This window comes from Thermaerobacter sp. FW80, from assembly GCF_004634385.1.
GTDB lineage: Bacteria > Bacillota > Sulfobacillia > Thermaerobacterales > Thermaerobacteraceae > Thermaerobacter > Thermaerobacter composti.
The window spans coordinates 2,774,357-2,793,055 of the sequence record NZ_CP037895.1 but is presented as its reverse complement, the minus strand read 5'-3'; the positions used below and the strand labels follow the sequence as shown (position 1 = coordinate 2,793,055).

The 18,699-nt window shown below is 70.8% G+C and carries 17 protein-coding genes; 7 read left to right on the top strand and 10 right to left on the bottom strand.

Annotated elements, in window-relative coordinates; translation table 11 throughout:
• Window positions 1–16: 16 nt before the first annotated feature.
• Complete coding sequence (locus E1B22_RS11530; RefSeq protein WP_135225763.1) at window positions 17–949, bottom strand: acetamidase/formamidase family protein; 933 nt, start codon at window positions 947–949, stop codon at window positions 17–19.
• 198 nt (window positions 950–1,147) lie between these two features.
• Window positions 1,148–2,425: an MFS transporter gene (locus tag E1B22_RS11525; RefSeq protein ID WP_135225762.1), complete on the bottom strand. Its 1,278-nt coding sequence runs from the start codon at window positions 2,423–2,425 to the stop codon at window positions 1,148–1,150.
• A gap of 407 nt (window positions 2,426–2,832) precedes the next feature.
• Between E1B22_RS11525 and menE the strand changes: the two genes are divergently transcribed.
• Complete coding sequence (gene menE / locus E1B22_RS11520) at window positions 2,833–4,920, top strand: o-succinylbenzoate--CoA ligase (RefSeq protein ID WP_135225761.1); 2,088 nt, start codon at window positions 2,833–2,835, stop codon at window positions 4,918–4,920.
• Between the two features lie 30 nt (window positions 4,921–4,950).
• Here the strand turns inward: menE and E1B22_RS11515 are convergent, their stop codons facing one another.
• The 3 genes from E1B22_RS11515 to E1B22_RS11505 form a co-directional block, all read right to left on the bottom strand.
• Window positions 4,951–5,727, bottom strand: a complete 777-nt coding sequence (locus tag E1B22_RS11515; protein WP_135225760.1) for a response regulator transcription factor — start codon at window positions 5,725–5,727, stop codon at window positions 4,951–4,953.
• 150 nt (window positions 5,728–5,877) lie between these two features.
• Window positions 5,878–6,147, bottom strand: a complete 270-nt coding sequence (locus tag E1B22_RS11510) for an SHOCT domain-containing protein (RefSeq protein WP_135225759.1) — start codon at window positions 6,145–6,147, stop codon at window positions 5,878–5,880.
• Window positions 6,144–7,628: a HAMP domain-containing sensor histidine kinase gene (locus E1B22_RS11505; RefSeq protein WP_243123411.1), complete on the bottom strand. Its 1,485-nt coding sequence runs from the start codon at window positions 7,626–7,628 to the stop codon at window positions 6,144–6,146. Before E1B22_RS11505 ends, E1B22_RS11510 begins: the two co-directional genes overlap by 4 nt.
• 411 nt (window positions 7,629–8,039) lie before the next feature.
• Between E1B22_RS11505 and E1B22_RS11500 the strand changes: the two genes are divergently transcribed.
• Window positions 8,040–8,360 carry a hypothetical protein gene (locus E1B22_RS11500; RefSeq protein WP_135225758.1) on the top strand — a complete coding sequence of 107 codons (321 nt, stop codon included), beginning with the start codon at window positions 8,040–8,042 and terminating at the stop codon, window positions 8,358–8,360.
• A gap of 41 nt (window positions 8,361–8,401) precedes the next feature.
• On the opposite strand, the gene merA is transcribed toward E1B22_RS11500, so the two are convergent.
• Together merA and E1B22_RS11490 are read right to left on the bottom strand one after the other, a co-directional pair.
• Window positions 8,402–10,198, bottom strand: a complete 1,797-nt coding sequence (merA, locus tag E1B22_RS11495) for a mercury(II) reductase (RefSeq protein ID WP_135225757.1) — start codon at window positions 10,196–10,198, stop codon at window positions 8,402–8,404.
• Between the two features lie 196 nt (window positions 10,199–10,394).
• Window positions 10,395–10,784: a helix-turn-helix transcriptional regulator gene (locus E1B22_RS11490; protein WP_135225756.1), complete on the bottom strand. Its 390-nt coding sequence runs from the start codon at window positions 10,782–10,784 to the stop codon at window positions 10,395–10,397.
• A gap of 193 nt (window positions 10,785–10,977) precedes the next feature.
• Here E1B22_RS11490 and E1B22_RS11485 point away from each other — a divergent pair, with 193 nt between their 5' ends.
• Window positions 10,978–11,475: a hypothetical protein gene (locus E1B22_RS11485; protein WP_135225755.1), complete on the top strand. Its 498-nt coding sequence runs from the start codon at window positions 10,978–10,980 to the stop codon at window positions 11,473–11,475.
• A 50-nt stretch (window positions 11,476–11,525) separates the two neighbouring features.
• On the opposite strand, the gene E1B22_RS11480 is transcribed toward E1B22_RS11485, so the two are convergent.
• Both E1B22_RS11480 and E1B22_RS11475 read right to left on the bottom strand, forming a co-directional pair.
• Window positions 11,526–12,035 carry a heavy metal-responsive transcriptional regulator gene (locus E1B22_RS11480; protein ID WP_135225754.1) on the bottom strand — a complete coding sequence of 170 codons (510 nt, stop codon included), beginning with the start codon at window positions 12,033–12,035 and terminating at the stop codon, window positions 11,526–11,528.
• A complete protein-coding gene (locus E1B22_RS11475) occupies window positions 12,035–14,299 on the bottom strand; it encodes a cation-translocating P-type ATPase (RefSeq protein WP_135225753.1) in 2,265 nt (754 codons plus the stop codon). The genes E1B22_RS11480 and E1B22_RS11475 overlap by 1 nt, the downstream gene beginning before the upstream one ends.
• A gap of 538 nt (window positions 14,300–14,837) precedes the next feature.
• Here E1B22_RS11475 and E1B22_RS11470 point away from each other — a divergent pair.
• A complete protein-coding gene (locus E1B22_RS11470; protein WP_135225752.1) occupies window positions 14,838–15,611 on the top strand; it encodes a thioredoxin family protein in 774 nt (257 codons plus the stop codon).
• Between the two features lie 183 nt (window positions 15,612–15,794).
• On the top strand, window positions 15,795–16,283 hold the full coding sequence (locus E1B22_RS11465; protein WP_156821845.1) for a luciferase family protein: 489 nt from the start codon (window positions 15,795–15,797) through the stop codon (window positions 16,281–16,283).
• A gap of 276 nt (window positions 16,284–16,559) precedes the next feature.
• Here the strand turns inward: E1B22_RS11465 and E1B22_RS11460 are convergent, their stop codons facing one another.
• Window positions 16,560–16,904, bottom strand: coding sequence for a hypothetical protein (locus E1B22_RS11460; protein ID WP_135225750.1), 345 nt, complete (start codon window positions 16,902–16,904; stop codon window positions 16,560–16,562).
• A gap of 400 nt (window positions 16,905–17,304) precedes the next feature.
• Between E1B22_RS11460 and E1B22_RS11455 the strand changes: the two genes are divergently transcribed.
• On the top strand, window positions 17,305–17,925 hold the full coding sequence (locus tag E1B22_RS11455; protein ID WP_135225749.1) for a class I SAM-dependent methyltransferase: 621 nt from the start codon (window positions 17,305–17,307) through the stop codon (window positions 17,923–17,925).
• Window positions 17,926–18,087: 162 nt separating this feature from the next.
• On the top strand, window positions 18,088–18,699 hold the full coding sequence (locus tag E1B22_RS11450) for a TlpA disulfide reductase family protein (RefSeq protein WP_006903528.1): 612 nt from the start codon (window positions 18,088–18,090) through the stop codon (window positions 18,697–18,699).

Sequence of the window (18,699 nt, the reverse complement as noted above, 5' to 3'; positions counted from 1 at the left end):
CCTTCCTCACCGGTCCTCACCGGACGAACAGGGACTGGGGGAGGAACGCGGAGACCACCCAATTGGGCGCGTCGACCACCTCGCTGATCTTCAGGTCCACGGCCACGCTGGCCAGGGCGTAGGCCTCCGCAGGCTCCAGGTGGTAGGTCTCCCCCAGATAGCGGATCATCGCCCGCACGGCCTTGCGGGTGGCTTCCATCAGGTCGTCGCTGATCCCGGTGGTGACGAAGTAGCCCCGCGGGTCCTGGCCCGACGCCAGCGGGCCCGGCACGATGAAGGCCGGTTCGTCCAGGCGCAGGTCGCGGCGGATGCGGAAGCGGCAGGCCACCTGCATGGCCGCCTCGATGGCCGTGCCGCACACCTCCCCGTCCCCCTGGGCGGCGTGGGTGTCGCCGATGGAGAAGAGCGCCCCCTCGACCCACACCGGCAGGAGCAGCCGGGTGCCGGCGGTCAGGTGGCGGATGTCCATGTTGCCGCCGTTCTTCCGCGGCGGGACGATGCTGTGCCGCCCCGGCTCGGGCAGGGCGACACCGATGGTGCCCGGGAAGGGGGCGAGGGGCACGGCGATGCGCTCGTTGAACCAGGCACGCTCACCGGGCCCCGACAGGTCCCAGATCTTGAGGTAGGGATCCGGGAACTCGTCAGCCAGAAGGCCAAACCCGGGGATGATGGCCGTCCAGCCCCAGCGGGCGGGACCGAACTCCAGGATCTCGACCTCCAGCACGTCCCCCGGCTTCGCGCCCTTGATGAACACCGGTCCGGTGACGGGATTGACCCGCTCGAAGTCGAGACGCGCCACGTCCGCGGCGGTCGAACCGGGGTTCAGCTGGCCGCCCGAGGCATCGACCACCTCGAACTCAACCGCCTCGCCGGGTTCGACCTCCAGCACCGGCTCAAGGCCGTTGTCCCAGCCGTAGTGGACGTGACGGGAGTGGATGGTGTGGGCCATGGGGTTCCCTCCTTGCAAACGGCCTGGCGTCCCTGGATGCCATTTCGGTGGCGACCGGGGAAAGGCCTGTCTTGGTCCGGCGACGGGCGGCGCGGGCCGCGGCGACGCTGGGTCCCGGCACCGAGAAGCCGCGGCGATGCCCGATCGACCCGAAGACGATCGAAGGGCCTGCCGCCTTGAACCCAGCCCGACGCGCTCCTAGCCGGACGCCGGCCCGGCTTGTTCGGGAAGACGGCGCAAGTGCGGCACGGGTGACGACACGACCCACAAGAGGGCGGCGCACAAGCCGCCGGCGCCCACCAAGAGGGCCGAACGCACACCCAGGTGTTCCCCCAACAAGCCGCCGAAGAGCGAGCCCAGCGGGATGGCTCCGTAAACGAAGAACCGGTACGACGCGTTCATGCGACCGAGCAGATGAGGTGCCGTCACGGCCTGGCGCAGGCTGACCACGTGCACGTTGGACATGGCCAGCCCGATGCCGTTGACGAAAAAGGCCGCCACCAGCAGGGCGATCACGACGGGCAGCGGACCCCTGACAAGGGGGATCAGCAGCGGTGCGACGCAGGCCAAGGCCATCGACGCCAGGATGGCTCGACCAAGCCCGAGCACCCGGGCCGCTCTCTCAGCCACCAGAGCGCCGAGAAGGGCACCGACGGCGCCCGTTCCCATCACGGTCCCCAATTGCGCGGGGCTGAGGCCCAACTCCCGGGTGGCATAGAGCGTGAAGAGGGCGAGGATCGCCGTTTCGAAGAAGTTGTACGTGGCGGCCTCGCCCGCCAGGCTGCGCAGATAGGGGTTGCTGAAGGTGATCCGCAAGCCCTCCCCGATCTGGCGGAACAGGGGCACCCGCTGGGCAGGTGCGTCCATCCGGGGCTCAGGCCGGCCAATGGCACCGAGCAGCACCGCCGAGACCAAGAAGGACAACGCGTCCGCGGCGACCGCCACCGGAGCGGACAGCCACTCCACAAGGAGGCCGCCGAGGGCGGGCCCGCCCACCTCGGCGGCCGAAGCACTCGTCTGGAGCTTGCTGTTTGCCTCCACCAGTTCTTCTCGCTCGACCAAGCTGGGCACGTACGACTGGTATGCCAGATCAAAGAGCACCGTCAGCGCCCCGACCCCAAAGGCCACCGCGTAGAGGTGCCACATGCGAAGCCACCCCATGACGGCACCCAGGGGCACCAGCGCCAGGACGAAGGCGCGTCCAAGGTTCGCCCCCACGAGGATCGGACGGCGCCGGTAGACATCGACCCAGACCCCCGCGACGAGGGTTAGCAGCAGAAAGGGAAGGAAGCGCGCGGCGGAGAGGATGCCCATCTGAGCCGGTGTCGCAGCAAAAGACTGGACGGCGGTCAGTGGCAGAGCCAGGGTGGTGACCTGCGATCCGAACAGGGATACGGTCTCCCCGGCCCACAACTTGAGGAAATCCTGGTTCCTCCACACGCCGCCCCATCGTACCCGGCTCAACCCAACCTGCACCGGACCGCCCTCCCATCGGCCAAGGGGCCGGGTCGAGGCCGTTCACCCCCCCACCCCGCGCCGGGAGGGGAAGCGCGAACCCGTCGGGGAACATTCGCATGAATTCCGCCAACCCCTCTCCCCACCACCATGCCCATCCGCATCATCGGGTGCGGAGGATCGGACCGGGCACCCGGATCGTTCGGCGGAGGGCCGTCGTGCCGCCGCGATGGTCGTCTATGATGGTGGTGGTGCGCACAGCGGAACGTGACGGCTGCCCGGCGACGACGCCGACCAGGCCAGGTGGAGGAGGAAACGTGACCGCGCCCCAACCCCCCCTTTCCGATCAGGCGGGACGGCCGGAGCACGATCGGCCGGGTCGACCCGGGACGGCCGGGGGGCCGGCTGCCTGGGCATGGACCGGGCCGATGCCCGACTGGCTTCACCGCCAGGCGGAGCTGCAGCCCGACGGCCTGGCTTTGCTGGTGGCCGGCGACCCATCCTCCACGCGTGACGAACGCTGCTGGACCTTCGCGGAGCTGGACGCCGCGGCGACGGCGCTGGCCGAGCGGCTCCGGGCAGCCGGTGTCCGGCCGGGCCAGACCGTCGCGGTGCTGGCGGCCAACGAGCCCGGATACGTCGTGCTGATCCACGCCCTGATTCGGGCGGGCGCCGTGCTGGTTCCCCTCAACGTGCGCCTGACGCCGGCCGAACTGGCCTGGCAGGTGGCCGACAGCGGCGCCGACTGGCTGATCTACGGCCAGGGGTTCGGGGAGACCGCGGCGGCTGTGGCGGCGACCCTTCCTGCCCCGAAGTCGGCAGTGGCGGTCGGACCGGCCATCCCGCCCTCGCCAGCACCGGCGATGCCACCGGCGGCTGAAGCCGCAGGCCAACCCGGTCGTGCGCCGGCGCCAGCTACCCCCGTACCGTCCCACGCGAAGGGGTGGCCTTGCCTTCTCTCCCTGGCCGGCCTAGCCAGCGATTTGCTGATGGCGGGGGCGGCGACCCAGGGACCGGTCCAAGCCCCTTGCGCCATGGCTTCCGCCGGGGGTGCTACCACGACTTCCGCCGGTCCCACGGCCCCACCTTCCACCGGGGACACCGGGGCCGCCGCGGTCCCGGCTTCTGCCGCGGTGCCGTCCCCCGCCTCGACCGCGGGGCTTCGCGCCGCCATCGACCTGGCGGCACCCCACTGCATCATCTACACCTCGGGGACCACGGGCCGGCCCAAGGGCGCCGTCCTGACCTACGGCAACCACTTCTGGAGCGCCGTCCAGTCGGCCCTGAACCTGGGCCTGCACCGGGACGACCGCTGGCTCTGCTGCGTGCCCCTCTTCCACGTCAGCGGGCTGTCCATCGTCTTCCGGTCGGCGATCTACGGGATCCCCATGGTGCTGCACCGGCGGTTCGACCCGGCGGCGGTCAACGCGTCCATCGAGCGGCACCGGGTGACGGTGATCTCCGTGGTGGCCACCATGCTCCAGCGCATGCTGGACGAGCGCGGCCCCCGGCCGTATCCCGAGCACCTGCGCTGCGTGCTCCTGGGGGGCGGGCCGGCCCCGCGGCCGCTGCTGGAGGCCTGTGCCGCCCGCGGCACCCCGGTGGTGCAGACCTACGGCATGACGGAGACGGCCTCCCAGTTCGCCACCCTGGCGCCGGCCGACGCCCTGCGCAAGCTGGGCTCGGCCGGCAAGCCGCTGTTCTTCAACCGGCTGCGCATCGTGGACGAACGCGGGCGCGACCTGCCGCCCGGCCAGGTGGGGGAGATCGCGGTGCAGGGTCCCACGGTCAGCCCGGGGTACCACCGCCGGCCCGATGCGACCGGCCGCGCCTGGCGGGAGGGCTGGTTCCACACCGGCGACCTGGGCTACCTGGACGAGGAGGGGTACCTGTACGTCGCCGACCGCCGCGACGACCTGATCATCTCCGGCGGCGAGAACGTCTACCCGGCGGAGGTGGAGGCGGTGCTGCTGGCCCACCCGGCGGTGGAGGAGGCCGGGGTGGTCGGGGTGCCGGATCCGGAGTGGGGGCAGGTGCCGGTGGCGGTGGTGCGGCTCCGTGAACCCCACCTGGATGCCGCACCGGACGCGGGCCTTGGCTCCGGGAGGCACGCGGTCCCGGAAGCGGGTCGCACTCCAGCCCCTGTCCGGGAGGTGCAACCGGGACGAACCCCAGTCCCTGCCCCGGAAGCGGAACCGGGCCGCATCTCGACCCCGGCCCCAGGGGTGCGACCGGACCGCACTTCGGCTCCTGCGGCCCCTGCCCGGGACCCGGAGCGGAGCCGCGCCTCAGCCCCCGTCCTGGCTGCGCAACCGAGCCGGTACGGGCTCCCGGCCCCTGATCCGGCCCGGCACCCGTCTCCGGTGACGGAAGAGGCTCTCTTGCGCTTCTGCGCCGAGCGGCTGGCGCGGTACAAGGTACCCCGCCGGGTCCTCTTCACCTCCGAACCCCTGCCGCGCACCGCCAGCGGCAAGCTGCAACGGCATGTGCTGCGACAGCGGCTGGGCTCGGCGTAAGGGCCTGCGGGGCCGGGCGCTGCAATCGCCCTAACCATCAAAGCGGTACCCCACGCCCCAGACGGTGGCGATGAGGTGGCGCAGCCCGAAGGGCTCCAGCTTCTCTCGCAGGTTGCGAACGTGGCTGTCGACGACCCGCTCGTCGCCGAAATAGTCGCCGCCCCGCAGGCGGTCCAGGATCTGCTGGCGGCCCAGCGTCTGGCCGCGGTGGCGGGCCAGGACGTAGAGAAGGTCGAACTCGGTGCGGGTCAGCGGGACGGGTTGCCCGTCGACCGTCACCGTGCGGGCGCCGGGGTCGATGACCAGCCGGCCGAGTTCAAGGGCCGGTTCGGCCCCCGGGGCCCGGGTCGCCTCGGCAACCGGCATCCCGCGGCGGATGAGGGCCCGGACGCGGGCCACGATCTCCCGCGGGTCGAAGGGTTTGACCACATAGTCGTCGGCCCCCAGGTGGAAGCCGTGCAGCCGCTCGTGGATCTCACCGCGGGCGGTAAGCATGAGGATGGGCACCGGGCTGCGTTCCCGGAGCCGTTCGCAGACCTCCCACCCGTCCATGCCGGGCAGCATCAGGTCGAGCACCACCGCCGCCACGGGGCGGCCTTGCCGTCCGGCCGCATCGAAAGCCGCCAGGGCGGACGTACCATCGCCGGCCTCCATCACGCCGAACCCGGCCCGTTCCAGGTACAGCCGGAGCAGGCGCCGGATCTCTGCCTCGTCGTCGACCACCAGCACGGCCGGGGCATCCTGGCCGGGCGGGCGCTCCGGTGGCGGTGCATCACCGGTATTGTGGCGGTGGTCTCCCGTCCCCATTTCCCGGGTGACCTCCCCAGGACGTCCACGCCGGTGCCGCGGCGGGGGCGGTCCTCGTGGCCGCCACCCGCCGGGCCGGCAGCCCGAACGCATCGCGAAGGCGCCATCCGAAGAGCGAGCGACCTACGCAACCTGAGCGACCTGTGCCACCTACGATTTCGTGATGTCGTCCTTGATCCGTTCGAACTCCTCGCGGCTGATCTCCCCCCGGGCGTACCGTTCCTTGAGGATGGCGAGGGCCCGGCGGTTCTCGTCGAAAACCGCTGGCTCGGACCCCCGGTCCCCACGATGGCGGTCCCGTCCCAGGAAGAGCCAGAAGATGCCGGCAACCACCACCAGCGGCACGAGCCAGAAGGCCACCATGGCCAGCCACATCCCCCACAGGCCCCAGCCGTTGCTCCACCCGGGATGCATCATCATGTCGACCGGCCTCCCATCCAGGCCCTGTATAAGAGGGCGATGATACCCGCCAGCAGGACGGTGCTGACGGCTCCCGTCAGGGCGATGATCAACAGGTCCGCAGAGCCTCTGGCCCCCGCCAGGGATACCAGCCGGGGCAGGAGCGAGGCCGTTGCCAGCGCTAAAACGCCCACGACCACCAGGAGCACGGCGACCAGGGACTCGCCGCTGGCCCAGGTACTGTCCCCGGCCGGTGGCAGCGGCCGAGGGGCCGGCTGCTGCACGGCGGTGGGTGGCCGGCGACCGGGCGCCGCCCGGCGGCCGGGTTCGTCCGCGGGGAGGACCCCATCACCGCCATCGCCCGCAGCACCGGGGATCGCCCTCCCCGGCCGGGCGGCCGGCGCCGTTGTGGCCGGAACGCCGGCCGGCAGCATCACTGGCAGGCGAAAGCCCACCGAGGCGCCCTGCCCGGGCCGGCCGTCGGCATGGACCGTACCGCCATGGGCTTCAATGACCTGCCGCACCGTGGCCAGCCCGAGGCCGTAACCCCGCCGCCCTGGGGGCCGGGGGCCTCCGGAATGCCTGTCCACGCGGTAGAACGGGCGCCAGATGTTCTCGCTCTCCGCGGGGTCGAACCCGGTGCCCGTGTCGTGGACCGTCACCTCGACCGTTTGCCCAGTGCGGCAGACCTCCACCCAGACCCGGCCGCCGGATGGGGTATGGGCCACCGCGTTGTCGAGCAGGTTCCACAGCACCTGGCGCAGCCGGTCGGCGTCGGCCTGCACGGCAGGCACGGGCGGGTGCACCTCCAGCTCGAGGTCCACGCCCTTTTCCCGGGCGGCCGGGGCCGCATCCTCAACGGCCTCGCCCGCCAGGACGGCCAGGTCGACCGGTCCGGTACGCAGGGAGACGCGCCCCGAGGCCAGGGCTTCCCGATCCAGCAGATCCCCGACCATCCGCCCCAACCGCCGGGCCTCCCGGTCGATGACCGTCAGGTGGTCGCGCACGGCCTCCGGGTCGGCCACCATGCCGTCAAGCAACGACCGGGCGTAACCCTGGAGGTAGGTCAGGGGCGTGCGCAACTCGTGGGCCACCGCCGCCAGGAAGGCGTCCTTCTGGGCCTGTTCCCGGGCCAGTTCGGCCGACAGGGTCTCCAGGGCCCGGGCCAGATCCGCGACCTCCCGGTATGGGGCCGGCGGAAGCTGGACCACGTAGCCCAGGGGCTGCCGGGCAATGGTTCGGGCGGCCTGGCCCAGCCGTTCCAGGGGCCGGGCCAGCCGGCGGGAGATCAACCAGGCGAGGCCGGTGGCCACGGACAGGGCACCGGCCGAAGCCAGGACCATGACCACCATGACGGTCCGCAGCACCGCCTCCCCGCCACGACCGGCCGGACCGGCCTGGGCGGCCAGGGGGATGAACACGAAGCCGAGGACCAGGGCGGTCAGCAGGCTCAAGCCCGCGCCGAAGGCCCACAGGCTGAGGAACAGCGGCTTTGGACGCACCGGTCGATCCGCCCTTCCGTTCCCGGTCGCCGGGGATCCAGCGCCGTTGCGACTCGCCAGGGTTCCGGCGTCACCCGCCTGCCCGGCGAACCGGCCGGGTACGCCGGATACCCCGCCGCGATCCGGCCCGCCTCCCAGGGCCAGTGTACCGCCCGCGTGTGCGACCCGGGTGCAGAATCTATGCAGAAAGCATGAAGAGCGCGTTCCATCCCTCCACCGATTCTCCCCGCGGCCGGCACGCGACTTCCACAGGGGCGTGTTACGGTGACGGTGGGCCGGGGCCGGCACAGCAGGGCCCCGCCAACCTGTCCCGGCCTTCCACGCCGGGAAGGCCGGGCTGCTCCGGAACGGCTGGCCCGCCGCGAAACGGCCGGTACCAGCGACAGGCACCAGCAACAGGAGGTGCAGGGGATGAAGCGCGTGGTGAGGAGAGGTTGGGCGCTGCTGTGGGGGCTGGTTCTCGTGCTGGGCGTGTATTCCGCCGTCTTTGCCGCGACCGGCAATGCCGGACCGCGGGAAGCCAATGGGGCGGCAGCGCCGGCGGATCTGCGTGCCGCTCACCATCCGACCCTGGCGGCCGCGACAGCCGGTGCGTCCCAGGGACCCACGGCTGTGGCCGGCATGGACGCGATGCACCAGACCATGATGAACATGTCGTACGACGAGATGATCCGCCTTTGCCAGGCCCACCACAACGCCATGACGAGCGGCGGTGCGGCGGCGACGAAGTGATGGGGGACGGTGCCCCAAGGGGGGGCGTCTGTATGCCCCCCCTATCCTGCACAACAGGAAAGCCGGGATACGTCGGTTTCGAAGCCCAGGGCCGCCAGCTTCAACCCCTCGGCCATGGTCAGATACGGCGCCAGGGTCGAGCGCAGGTCTTCGACCGTCAGCCCGAACTTCACGGCCAGGGTGGCGGCATAGATCACGTCGCCGGCATTCTCCGCGACGACGTGGGCGCCCAGCAGCCGGCCGGTGCCGGCGTCGGCGACAAGCTTGAATACCCCGGTGGTCTCGCGATTGGCCAGGGCCCGCGGCACGGCGTCCAGCGGGAGGACCGACACCCGCACCGGCCGGCCGGCGGCCCGGGCCTGTTCTTCCGTCAGGCCGACGCTGGCAATGGCCGGGGTGGTGAAGGTGACCCGCGGGACGGCACGGAGATCGACCCGCTCGCCCGCGCCGCGGACGGCGTTCCGGGCAGCCAGGGCCCCCTGGTAGGCGGCCACATAGACGAACTGGGGCCCCATGGTCACGTCGCCGGCCGCGAAGATGTGGGGGACGCTGGTCCGCAGCTGGTCATCGACCACCACCTCGCCGCGGGACCCGGTGCGGACGCCAGCCTTGTCGAGCTGAAGTGCCGCGGTGTTGGGGCGCCGGCCCGTGGCAACCAGCAGGGCCTCCGCCTCGACGGCTCGTTCGGCCCCCGCGACCTCCAGCCGTACCCGTTTCATCCCGCCCGCCTGATCGACCCCGAGGTAGCGAACCCCTGTCAGCACCTCGATGCCGTGTTCGTCCAGCATGCGGCGCACGGTGTCCCGGATCTCCGGGTCGTACGTTTTCAGGAGCTCGGGGCTGCGCTGCATGATGGTCACCCGAGCGCCCAGGTGCCGGAAGAACTGGCCCAGCTCCAGGGCGATGTACCCTGCGCCGATGACGGCCACGCTCTCGGGCAGCCGTCGCAAGTTGAGGGCGGAGGTGCTGGTGAGGAAGTCGACGGCCTCGAGCCCCGGCACCTCGGGGATGGCCGGGGAGGCGCCGGTGGCGATGAGAAACGCCTTCGCCCGGAGGGTATGGGTCACCGAGCCGCTGGCCGGATCGACGACCTCAAGGATGTGGGCGTCGACAAACCGGCCTTCCCCGCGCACCAGATCGAAGCCGTACGTACCGACAAGGCATTCGTACTTCTCGTACCGCAGCCGCGAGACCAGCTCGTTCTTCTGACCGATGAGCAGCGGCAGGTCGACCGGACCGGCCTGGGTGGCGATGCCGGCGAAGGGGTGGTGCCGGGCGCGGAAGTAGACCTCCGCGGCCCGCAAAAGGGTCTTGGACGGCACGCAGCCGATGTTGACGCAGGTTCCCCCCACCACCCCTCGTTCGACCATGGCCACCCGGGCGCCGGCTTGCGTGGCCTCGATGGCCGCGGCGAAGGCCGCCGACCCGGAGCCGACGATGACCAGATCGTACGCCTCACCAGGGTTCGCTCCGGCGGCGGTCGTGACCCCGGCAGTGGCAGGGACCGCCGTGGCCGGGACATGGGGAGCGGGAGGGGTTTGAACCGGCAGACCACCCCCCGGGGCTGGGACCACCTGCGCAGGACCACCCCCCGATGCCGGCTGGGGCTCCAGCGACTTTAAAGCCCCGGGCTCGTACCCGGCTTCCCGGACCGCAGCGCGCAGGTCTTCCGCATCGGCAGGTTGCGGCAGGTCGAAGACCGCCTCACCGCGCCGGAAGTCGGCTTCCACAGCCCGTGCCCCGGCCTGTTCCAGAGCCCGCTGGACCCTGGTAGCGCAGTGTGCACAGGTCATGCCCTCAATCGCGAGGTGGTAGCGGCCCGGCTTCAAGGGTGACAATGTGACCTTCCTCCTGTCCGACCGCCCAGGCAACGGTCTGGCGCCGGCGCCGCATCCACCCCGTGTGCCACGCCACGGGAGCGGCGCCGGCAAGGCGGTTTGCAAGGCGGTTTGCGGTTTATGGTAGAGCCCGGGTTCAAACCGGCGGTCGCCAGCGACCCTTGAGGTCTAAGCTGCCGTCTGCGGTTAGGTGCCATTAGTAACCCTCCCGATCCACGGAGAGGCTCAGGTGGGTGCACGCGCGGATTTGCTCGGCGTTATCCGCCACGATCTGCCGGGCCAGTTCGACCAGCGTCCGGATGCGAGGGTCCGTGACCCGGTAGTAGACGTAGCGGCCCTCCGACCGCGATGTCACGTAACCGCACCATTTGAGGCATGCCAGCTGATTGGAAACCTGACCCTGGGAAACGCCCGTCGCCTCGACCAGCTGGCTGACGTTCAGTTCACCGCGATCGAGCAACAGCTCAACGATGCGAAGCCGCGTTGGGTTGGCCAGGCCATCGAAGAATTTGGCACGGATCTCCAGCTGGCGTTGTTCAGACTCTTCCGCTTGCGGTTTGGTGTGGGGTACTCCGAGGTGTGTCATGATGCCACCCCAACATATTTAAATATTTCAATGTAACTATGACTCATTAACCTCATTGCGTCAACCAGGACCGGCGGCGGGAACTCTTCGCCCTGGATGTACGTCGAGAGGGCAGTGATGCGCCGGCGCGGCCCGCGGCCTGTACCTTGCTTCAGGAAGGCGGCGCCCTGCCGGGAGCCTGGGAGGTGAGCGTATGCGTACGTGGTGCCACGGGCGGCGACACTTGCCGCCAGAGCGAGGCCGCCGGTATGCGATGGCCGGCATCGTGCTGGGTGTTTTCGCCCTTACCCTAGCTCTTGCAGGGTGTGGCGGAGCCCAAGCCGGTGGCGGCGAGCGAGTCGGTTCGGTATCGCCGGGTGCAGGCCAGGGCGCAGGGGAGGATGGGGCGGCGGCGGTTTCGAGCGCCAACTGGATCGGCCCTCTGGTCAAGATCCAGGGCACCATCTACCTGTTAAGCGACGAGCCGCCGGTCACGGAGGACCGGCTGGCCGGCGTCATCGCCCGTGTCGAGCGCAAGTTGGACCACGAGCAGGACGTACAAGACGGCGATTCCAACTTCCTTGACGCAGGGACGCCCATCTACGCGCTGCAAGGTGTGGACGTGGCGGAAGCCGTCGCGGCGGAATACCAGGGCCGGTTCGTCGTCCTGCGGCCGAACCTCCACCCCGGTGAGACGGGCACATTGCGGTAGAAGGGCCGGCCACGGTGCGGTGCAGGGGGCAGGAGGGGCGGCTCCGTACCTCACCTGCCCTCCTGCCTGCCGTGCCTCCGCCTGAGGGGGTGCGCCCGCGATGGGCTCCGGGCCCGCCCATGGTCGCTCGGCCTGGTTGCGGCTGCCGGGATCGGGCCAGCCCGTCCCTCAAGAAGGGCACAATAGCCCGAGGAATAGCCGGAGGGATCCGCCGGCACGGCTGGCGCCTGGGACCGCAGGGCGACGAGTTCTGCACGAAGCCCGGTGAGGATGCGGATCTGCGCGTTCAAGTGTTCGATCTTCTCATCCAGCCACGCCACCACCTGGCTACAGGGGGCCCGGCCCTCGTCACGGAGCTGCAAGATCTGCGCGATCTCCTCGAGGGTGAAACCCAGCTGCGCCGCTCGCCGGATGAAGCGCACCCGTTCCAGGGTTTCCCGGTCGTACAAGCGGTAACCGGAACCGCTTCGCCGGCAGCGGATCAGGCCAAGGGATTCATAATAACGCAACGCATGCGGCGAGACCCCTGCCTGCCGCGCCGCTTCGCCAATGCGCAGCATCACTGCCTCACCTCGCTCGCGTCGGTACTTTCCGCTGTCACGGGCAACCGGGTGGCCAGGGTGTGGCCCAAAACCAGTGTCAGCGATACCGCCATGGCCAGCATCGCCCACATCGGATGAACGCGGCCCGAGAGCGAGGCGAGCACGCCGGTCGCGTTCACGGCCAGTGCCAGCAGCACATTGCGCAAGGTCAGCCCGTAGCTGGCCGTCGCCAGGGCGCGAGCCTCCGCGACGGCGGGGAGGCGGCGCGCTGGGAGCACGACGTCGGCCGATTCGATGGCGATGTCCGTTCCCGCCCCGACGGCGATGCCCACGTCAGCCTGCATCAGGGACGGGGCGTCGTTGATCCCGTCACCGACGAAGGCCACCTTCCGGCCCTCTCGTTGCAGTTGCAGGACGAGCCGGCGCTTGTCTTCCGGCAGGAGGCGGGCGTGGAAGGCGTCGACACCGAGCTCGCGGGCCGTTGCGGCCACGGCGCCTTCGTGGTCACCGCTGGCAATGACGGTCTGCAGTCCCTGTCGGCGCAGGGCCGCAACCGCCGCAGCCGCGTCTTCCCTCGGCCGGTCGGCCAGGGCGATGGCGCCGGCCAGCTGTCCGTCGACGGCCACGTACACCACGGTGCGCCCGAGCTCGTGCTGGTGGTCCACCCAACGCGCCATGGCTTCATCCTGCCGGATCCCTTGCTCATGCAGAAGTCGCTGGTTGCCGACCAGGATCTGGTGTCCGTCCACCCGGGCGACGATGCCCCGCCCCGGTTCGGCCCGGAGGGCTTCGGCCTCGGGGAGTTCCGACCCCCGCCCGGTGGCGGCGTCGACGATGGCCCGGCCCAAAGGATGCTCGGAGAGGCGTTCGGCGGCAGCGGCCAGGGTGAGCACCTGCGCTTCCGGGTCACCCGGTGCGGAAGCTCCGGGTTGGACCAGCATGAACCCCTTCGCCGCCGCCACGGCCACCACCTGGGGTTTGCCTTCCGTCAAGGTTCCCGTCTTGTCGAACACCACCGTGTCCACTAGGCGGAAGACCTGAAAGGCCTCGCCGGAGCGCATGAGGATTCCGCGGGCCGCGGCCTCGCCGCTCGCCCGGACGATGGCCAGGGGCGTCGCCATGCCCAGGGCACACGGATACCCCATGACCAGCACGCCTAGGGCGGTATAGGTGGCCCGTACCCCGTCCGGTCGCCCGCCGGCCAGCCACGGTACGAGCAGCCAGAACAGCGTGCCAGCGGCGGCCAGGGCGAAGATCACCGGCACGTAGACCAGGAGCACCCGGTCCACCAGGCGCAGGATCCCCGGCTTCATAGCTCGGGCTTCGGCCACCTGGCGCGCTACCCGGTGCAGGAACGACTCGTCGCCGGTGCGGGTCACCTCCACCTCGATCCCGCCTGTCAGGTTGATGGAGCCCCCGACGACTTCGTCGCCTGGCCGGCAGTCGCGGGGGACCGGCTCGCCGGTGACCAGGCGTTCGTCAACGGCCGTGGAACCGTGGAGGATGCGCCCGTCGACCGGGATCCGCTCCCCCGGCCGGATGCGCACCCGGTCCCCCGGGCGGAGTTCGTCCACCGGCACCTCTTCCTCGTTGCCGCGTTCATCCAGGCGCCGGGCCGTTGCGGGCTGTAGCGACAGCAGCCGGCGGACCGACTGGGACGCCCGCACGTGGACCAGGACCGAGGCGTAACCCCCCACGGCGTGGAAGGCCAGGATGTAGGTGGTGGCGGCGAAGAAGGCACCGCCCGGCAAGCGCGGGTCGGCCAGCCCGGCGACTCCGCCAACGAGTCCGGCCAGGGCCGCCGCGGCCGCCAGCACGTCCTGGTTGAGGATCCGCCGCCGCAGCGACTGCCACGCGTTGCGGTACACGAAGCGCGCCGGGCCTATGGAAGCCAGCAGGGCGAGCACCGCCTGGGCCCCCGGGATCACAGCATGAAGGTCGGGAGAGACTTGACCCCAGCGGCTCGCGACCATGAGCGCCGTCGCCGCGATGACCAGGCTGCCCGTGGCGGCCGCGATGCGCCGGGCTCGCGCCAGCTCTCGTTCTTCCTCGGCGAACACGTCGCTGCGATCGGGATCGCGTACGGTAAAACCCAGGTCGCGCAAGGTGTCCGTGAGGGTCGCCACCGGCACCCGAACGGGATCGTAGCGCACGAGGACCTCTTCGTGGGCCAGGCTGACGCGGGCGTCGTCGACGCCGTCCAGGCGGCGCAGCGCCTGCTGGATCGACCGGGTGCAGAGGGAGCAATGCATGCCCCCGACCCGGACGTGGAGCGTCGCCATGGGAACCACCTCGCCGCCAATGTACACCCTTGAGCCCACTCGAAGGTCAAGACGGGGCGGGCGGTTCGACCCACACAGCTAGGTCCCCACCACAGGTGCGAGGTGGGGGCCGCCTGGACTCCACAGGACGGCTGCGAGTCATTCTGTTGCGTCAATCAGGCCGGCGTGTCATGGGAGCTGACGACCTCGACACGCCCCTCGACCGGAACGCCATGTACCCGCCGGATCGGCGCCTGCACCAACCTTGACCGTGTAGCGGATCCGGTTGCAGCCGGGCGCACTCCCGGGCCCGGGTCGCGGTCGCCTCCCCGGTGCCGGTGGTGCCTTGAGCCGCCTCCGCGCCCAGGCTATGCTGGGGCTGGAAGTCACGCGCGGGAGTCACAAGAAGGTGCGGGCGGCCGCGGCCATGACGGCGCCCACATGCGCCGGTGTCCTTGGTGGAAAGGTGGGCCGTGCCGGGGGAAGCAAACACCCGGCTACGAGCCCCGTCGCCGACAGGGACGGGGCTCGGGCTGGCCCCCGCAGCGGAGGCGATGGCATGGCGCTGATTCGCGAGCAAGACCGGAAGGTGCTGCAGGAACGGCTCCAGGACCTGGCGGGCCCCGTCGATGTGGAGGTCTTCACCCGTGACATGCGGCTGTTCGTTCCCGGCCGCGAGTGTCCCGGCTGCGAGGAAACGGTCGAGCTGATGAAGGAGCTGGCCCAGCTTCATCCTTCGATCCGCCTCCAGGTCAGGGACATCGACCGGGAGAGCCAGCGGGCGAGGGAACTGGGCGTCGAGCGGCCGCCCACGGTGGTGATCCACGGCCGGGCCGGCGGCCGGGTGCGGTTCGTCGGACCGCCCCTCGGCTACGAGTTCGCGACGCTGGTCGAAGCGCTGATCGAGGCCTCGGCGCCAGTGCCCGCCGGCGGTGAAGGTGCCGGGGGCGACGCACCCGCTGCCGGCGGGGCGGGGAGCCAGGCCGGTCACCAGGCCGAAGCTCTGGCCCTGCTTGGCGAGGCGGGCCGGCCCGTTCACCTGCGGGTCTTCTTCACCCCCACCTGACCGCATTGCCCGCGGGCCGTGCGCTCCGCGATCAACCTGGCCATGCAGAGCCCGCTGGTGACCGCCGAAGCCGTGGAGGCCACCTCCTACCCGCAGCTGGCCCAGCAGTACCAGGTATTCGCCGTGCCCAAGACGGTGATCAACGACCGTGTCTCATTCGAGGGCGCGGTGCCGGAGGACTATCTCTGGTCGGCCATCTGGCGGGCGCTGGACCTGCACCCCGGGCAGCCGGGAAGCACGGAAGAACCGGCCGGGCCGGGGCAGTAACCTTCCGGCAGGGGCCCGCCCTGCCGCTGGATCGACCTGTAGGTGCTGCCGCTAGACCGGCCCGTAGGGGCCGAACCGCAGCCACCGGAGAGGGCTCTCGCCGGATCGCGGGCTTGCCCTCTCCGGTCACCTGTATCGAGGTGGAGTAGGCATGGACAAGGGGGCCTGGTGATGGCGGTATCCATGCCGGCAATCGATTCCTTGCCCGAACGACGGGGTCCACGGCCCCGGACCACCCCGGCGAACCCCCACCAGCAGCTGGACCAGAACGCTCCCCCCCGGCTGCAGGAGGCGCTGTTTGAGCGGGCCCGGGCTCTGCCCGGGGTGCGCGTGGGGCCTAGCGGGATTTCCGTTCCGGGAGCCCGGGCCTTCATCCTCGATGAGGAGCTGGCGGCGGGGCCACCGGAGGCGTTCATGATCGGCCGGGAGTTCGCCCACCTGCACCCGCCCTACGACGGGAGCCTGCATCTCATGCTGCCTGAAGCCACGGCCCGCGTGGTGGTCGCCAAGGGTTGGGGCGAGTTGCATCCGGTTGCCCGCCGGGGCTGGCTGCCGCCCACGGCGATGATGGTCTACGGTCCCCGGGACGACGATGAGCTGGAGGTCGTGTGGACCATCCTGCAGGCGTGCTATGCCTTCGCCCGCGGCGCGCAACCGGGCGGCCGTGGTTGAGGTGTGGGGGCGCGGTGCCACGTTGGGAGACGGCGCGGCAGTGGCGTCCACCCCGCTTCCTGTTACCGCCGTAGGGGCTGGTTCCGCGCAAGGTTGGCCACGCACGGTTGGCATGGAAGAGCCGGCAGGGGACGCCCACGGTGCGGTGCGGGGGTAGGAGGGGGCTTGCCTGACCAGTGTGCTTGCCCGCCGGGCGCTTCTGGGCAGCGGACCTTGCTCTCCTGCCGACCGTGCCTCCGTCCCACGGGGTGGCCCGCGGTGGGCTCCGGGCGAAGATCAGCGGTGACGTCGCCACCGCCAGAGGTGCCAGCCGCCGCCCAGCATGCCGCCCATGGACGCGCCCATGGCGATCATCACGCTGGCGGAGGGCCCGTGCGCCGCCGTGCCGGACCAGAGGTCCATGAATGCCGTCGATGCCGCCGCCAGGGCGCTCCCGGCGAGAGCGCCAAGCCCGGCCAGGGTCATGGCCGCATGTTCCTCCTCCGCCGCGGGCCGCACCGTCAGCGGCGCGGCCAGGGCGAGCACGGTTGCCAGCAACCCGTGCAGCGACAGGCTGTGGTCGAGGAAGCTCCCGATCAGCCCGGCCCAGGCCGAACGCTGGAACAGGGCGTCACCAAGCACCGCGCCACCTCCCCGTGATGCCGAGGTGCGGCGGGCCGCGAGCGGGCTGCACAGGCCACTGTCAGGCGCGGAGAAGGGTGATAGTTTCCAGGGGTGGCCTTCCGCCCGGGCCGTCACTTATGCCGTATGCGCGGCAGGGGCTTTCGATCCCATCCCGTGGTTGCCGTCCAACGGCCTCCCGGGGGGCTCCGAAGCGGCAACCCGGCGTCCCCGGGGAACGCCGCACCGGAGGGTACAATGAAATGAAGGGTGTCCGGTGAAGAGGTAGGAGGGGTCGGGCCGGAGCGAGAAGCCTACCCCGACGCCGGGCCGCCGGTACGGTTGCGGGGTGGGCGGGTCTTCGGCATCGCGGCCGGGAACTCCCGAACCCGGTACGACCACGGCCAGGGGAGGAGTCACCGTGGCAGGCCACCCATTCTTCGCGGCCGTGTACGACCTGTTCCAGCGCCCGGCGGCGCCCCTGATCGATCCCTGGCGCCGGCGCGTGGCGGGTGGGGCGACCGGCCGTGTCCTGGAGATCGGTGTCGGTACGGGCCTCAACCTGCCGTTTTACCGGATGGAGCGAATCACGCGGCTGGTCGGGCTTGAGCCCGACCCCCACATGCGCCGGCGGGCGGCGGCGCGGGCCGGGCAACTCGGCATCCCCATGGAACTGGTCGCCGCACCCGCGGAGAACATGCCCTTTGCGGATCAATCCTTCGATACCGCGGTGGCCACCCATGTATTCTGCAGCGTCAGCGACCTGGAGCGGGCCTTGCGCGAGGTCTTCCGGGTGCTCCGGCCGGGCGGGACCTTCCGGTTCCTCGAACACGTTCGGGCCAAGGATGAACGGGCGGCCCGCTGGCAGGACCGGCTGACGCCGGTATGGCGTCTCGTTGCCGCCGGATGCCACCCCAACCGGCGGACGACGGAGGTAATCCAGGCTGCGGGCTTCGTCCTGGAGGAACTGGAACGGTTCGACCTGCCGGTGGGCGGTCCCGTCAGACCGCAGGCTTTCGGTGTGGCGCGGCGCCCGGTGTAGGACACGAGGAAGGGAGCATGCATAGTGGTGACATCCGGGGACGGTGCGTTGCGCCTGTTTCGCGTTCCGGGAGGCGGGCGTTCTCCGGGAGGCGGTCGTTCATAGTCGATCCGCCGCTGCGCCCCCTCGGGCCGCGGCCGCGCCGGTACTGGGAGGGTCTCGATGAACCGGATTCTCGGGGGAGCTGTCCTGCTGCTCGTGGCCATGTTGCTTGCCGGCGGAAGTCTTAGGCCGGAGGCGCCTTCGGCCCCTCCGCCGGGGGACTTGCGCCTGGCACCGGCGCCCGAGGGGACGCCGCCGCCCGCCGGGCAGGGCGGGACGGCGCAGGAACCGTCCCCGCCGGTGATCGCCGTCGGCATGCCCGCACCCGACTTCGAACTGCAGGACGTCACGGGTCGCACGGTGCGGCTTTCGGATTACCGCGGCAAGGTGGTCTTCCTGAACTTCTGGGCCACCTGGTGCCCGCCCTGCCGCGAGGAGATGCCGGAGATCCAGCGGCTGGTCGACAAGGGCGTCCCGGACCTGGTGGTGCTGGGCGTGAACACCAGCGATCCGGCCACGCCCGCCGAGGTCAAGGCCTTCATGGAGCGGAACGGCTTCACCTGGCGCGTTCCTTACGACGCGGGCAGCCGTGTGGCCCGCATCTACAGGGTGGTCTACCTGCCGACCAGCTACTTCATCGGGCCGGATGGCATCGTCTGGGCAAAGTATATCGGGCCGATGAGCCTGCCGGTCATGGAAAGCTACGTAGAACGGGCGCGCCAGGGAGGGTGA

Bases quoted from the DNA above. Each gene is read 5' to 3' on its own strand.
- menE (WP_135225761.1), top strand. From the start codon at position 2,833: ATGCCCGACTGGCTTCACCGCCAGGCGGAGCTGCAGCCCGACGGCCTG.
- E1B22_RS11450 (WP_006903528.1), top strand. From the start codon at position 18,088: ATGAACCGGATTCTCGGGGGAGCTGTCCTGCTGCTCGTGGCCATGTTG.
- E1B22_RS11510 (WP_135225759.1), bottom strand. From the start codon at position 6,147: ATGATGATGCATCCCGGGTGGAGCAACGGCTGGGGCCTGTGGGGGATG.
- E1B22_RS11490 (WP_135225756.1), bottom strand. From the start codon at position 10,784: ATGACACACCTCGGAGTACCCCACACCAAACCGCAAGCGGAAGAGTCT.
- E1B22_RS11500 (WP_135225758.1), top strand. From the start codon at position 8,040: ATGAAGCGCGTGGTGAGGAGAGGTTGGGCGCTGCTGTGGGGGCTGGTT.
- E1B22_RS11515 (WP_135225760.1), bottom strand. From the start codon at position 5,727: ATGGGGACGGGAGACCACCGCCACAATACCGGTGATGCACCGCCACCG.
- E1B22_RS11475 (WP_135225753.1), bottom strand. From the start codon at position 14,299: ATGGCGACGCTCCACGTCCGGGTCGGGGGCATGCATTGCTCCCTCTGC.
- E1B22_RS11465 (WP_156821845.1), top strand. From the start codon at position 15,795: ATGCCGGCAATCGATTCCTTGCCCGAACGACGGGGTCCACGGCCCCGG.
- E1B22_RS11530 (WP_135225763.1), bottom strand. From the start codon at position 949: ATGGCCCACACCATCCACTCCCGTCACGTCCACTACGGCTGGGACAAC.
- E1B22_RS11485 (WP_135225755.1), top strand. From the start codon at position 10,978: ATGCGTACGTGGTGCCACGGGCGGCGACACTTGCCGCCAGAGCGAGGC.
- E1B22_RS11480 (WP_135225754.1), bottom strand. From the start codon at position 12,035: ATGCTGCGCATTGGCGAAGCGGCGCGGCAGGCAGGGGTCTCGCCGCAT.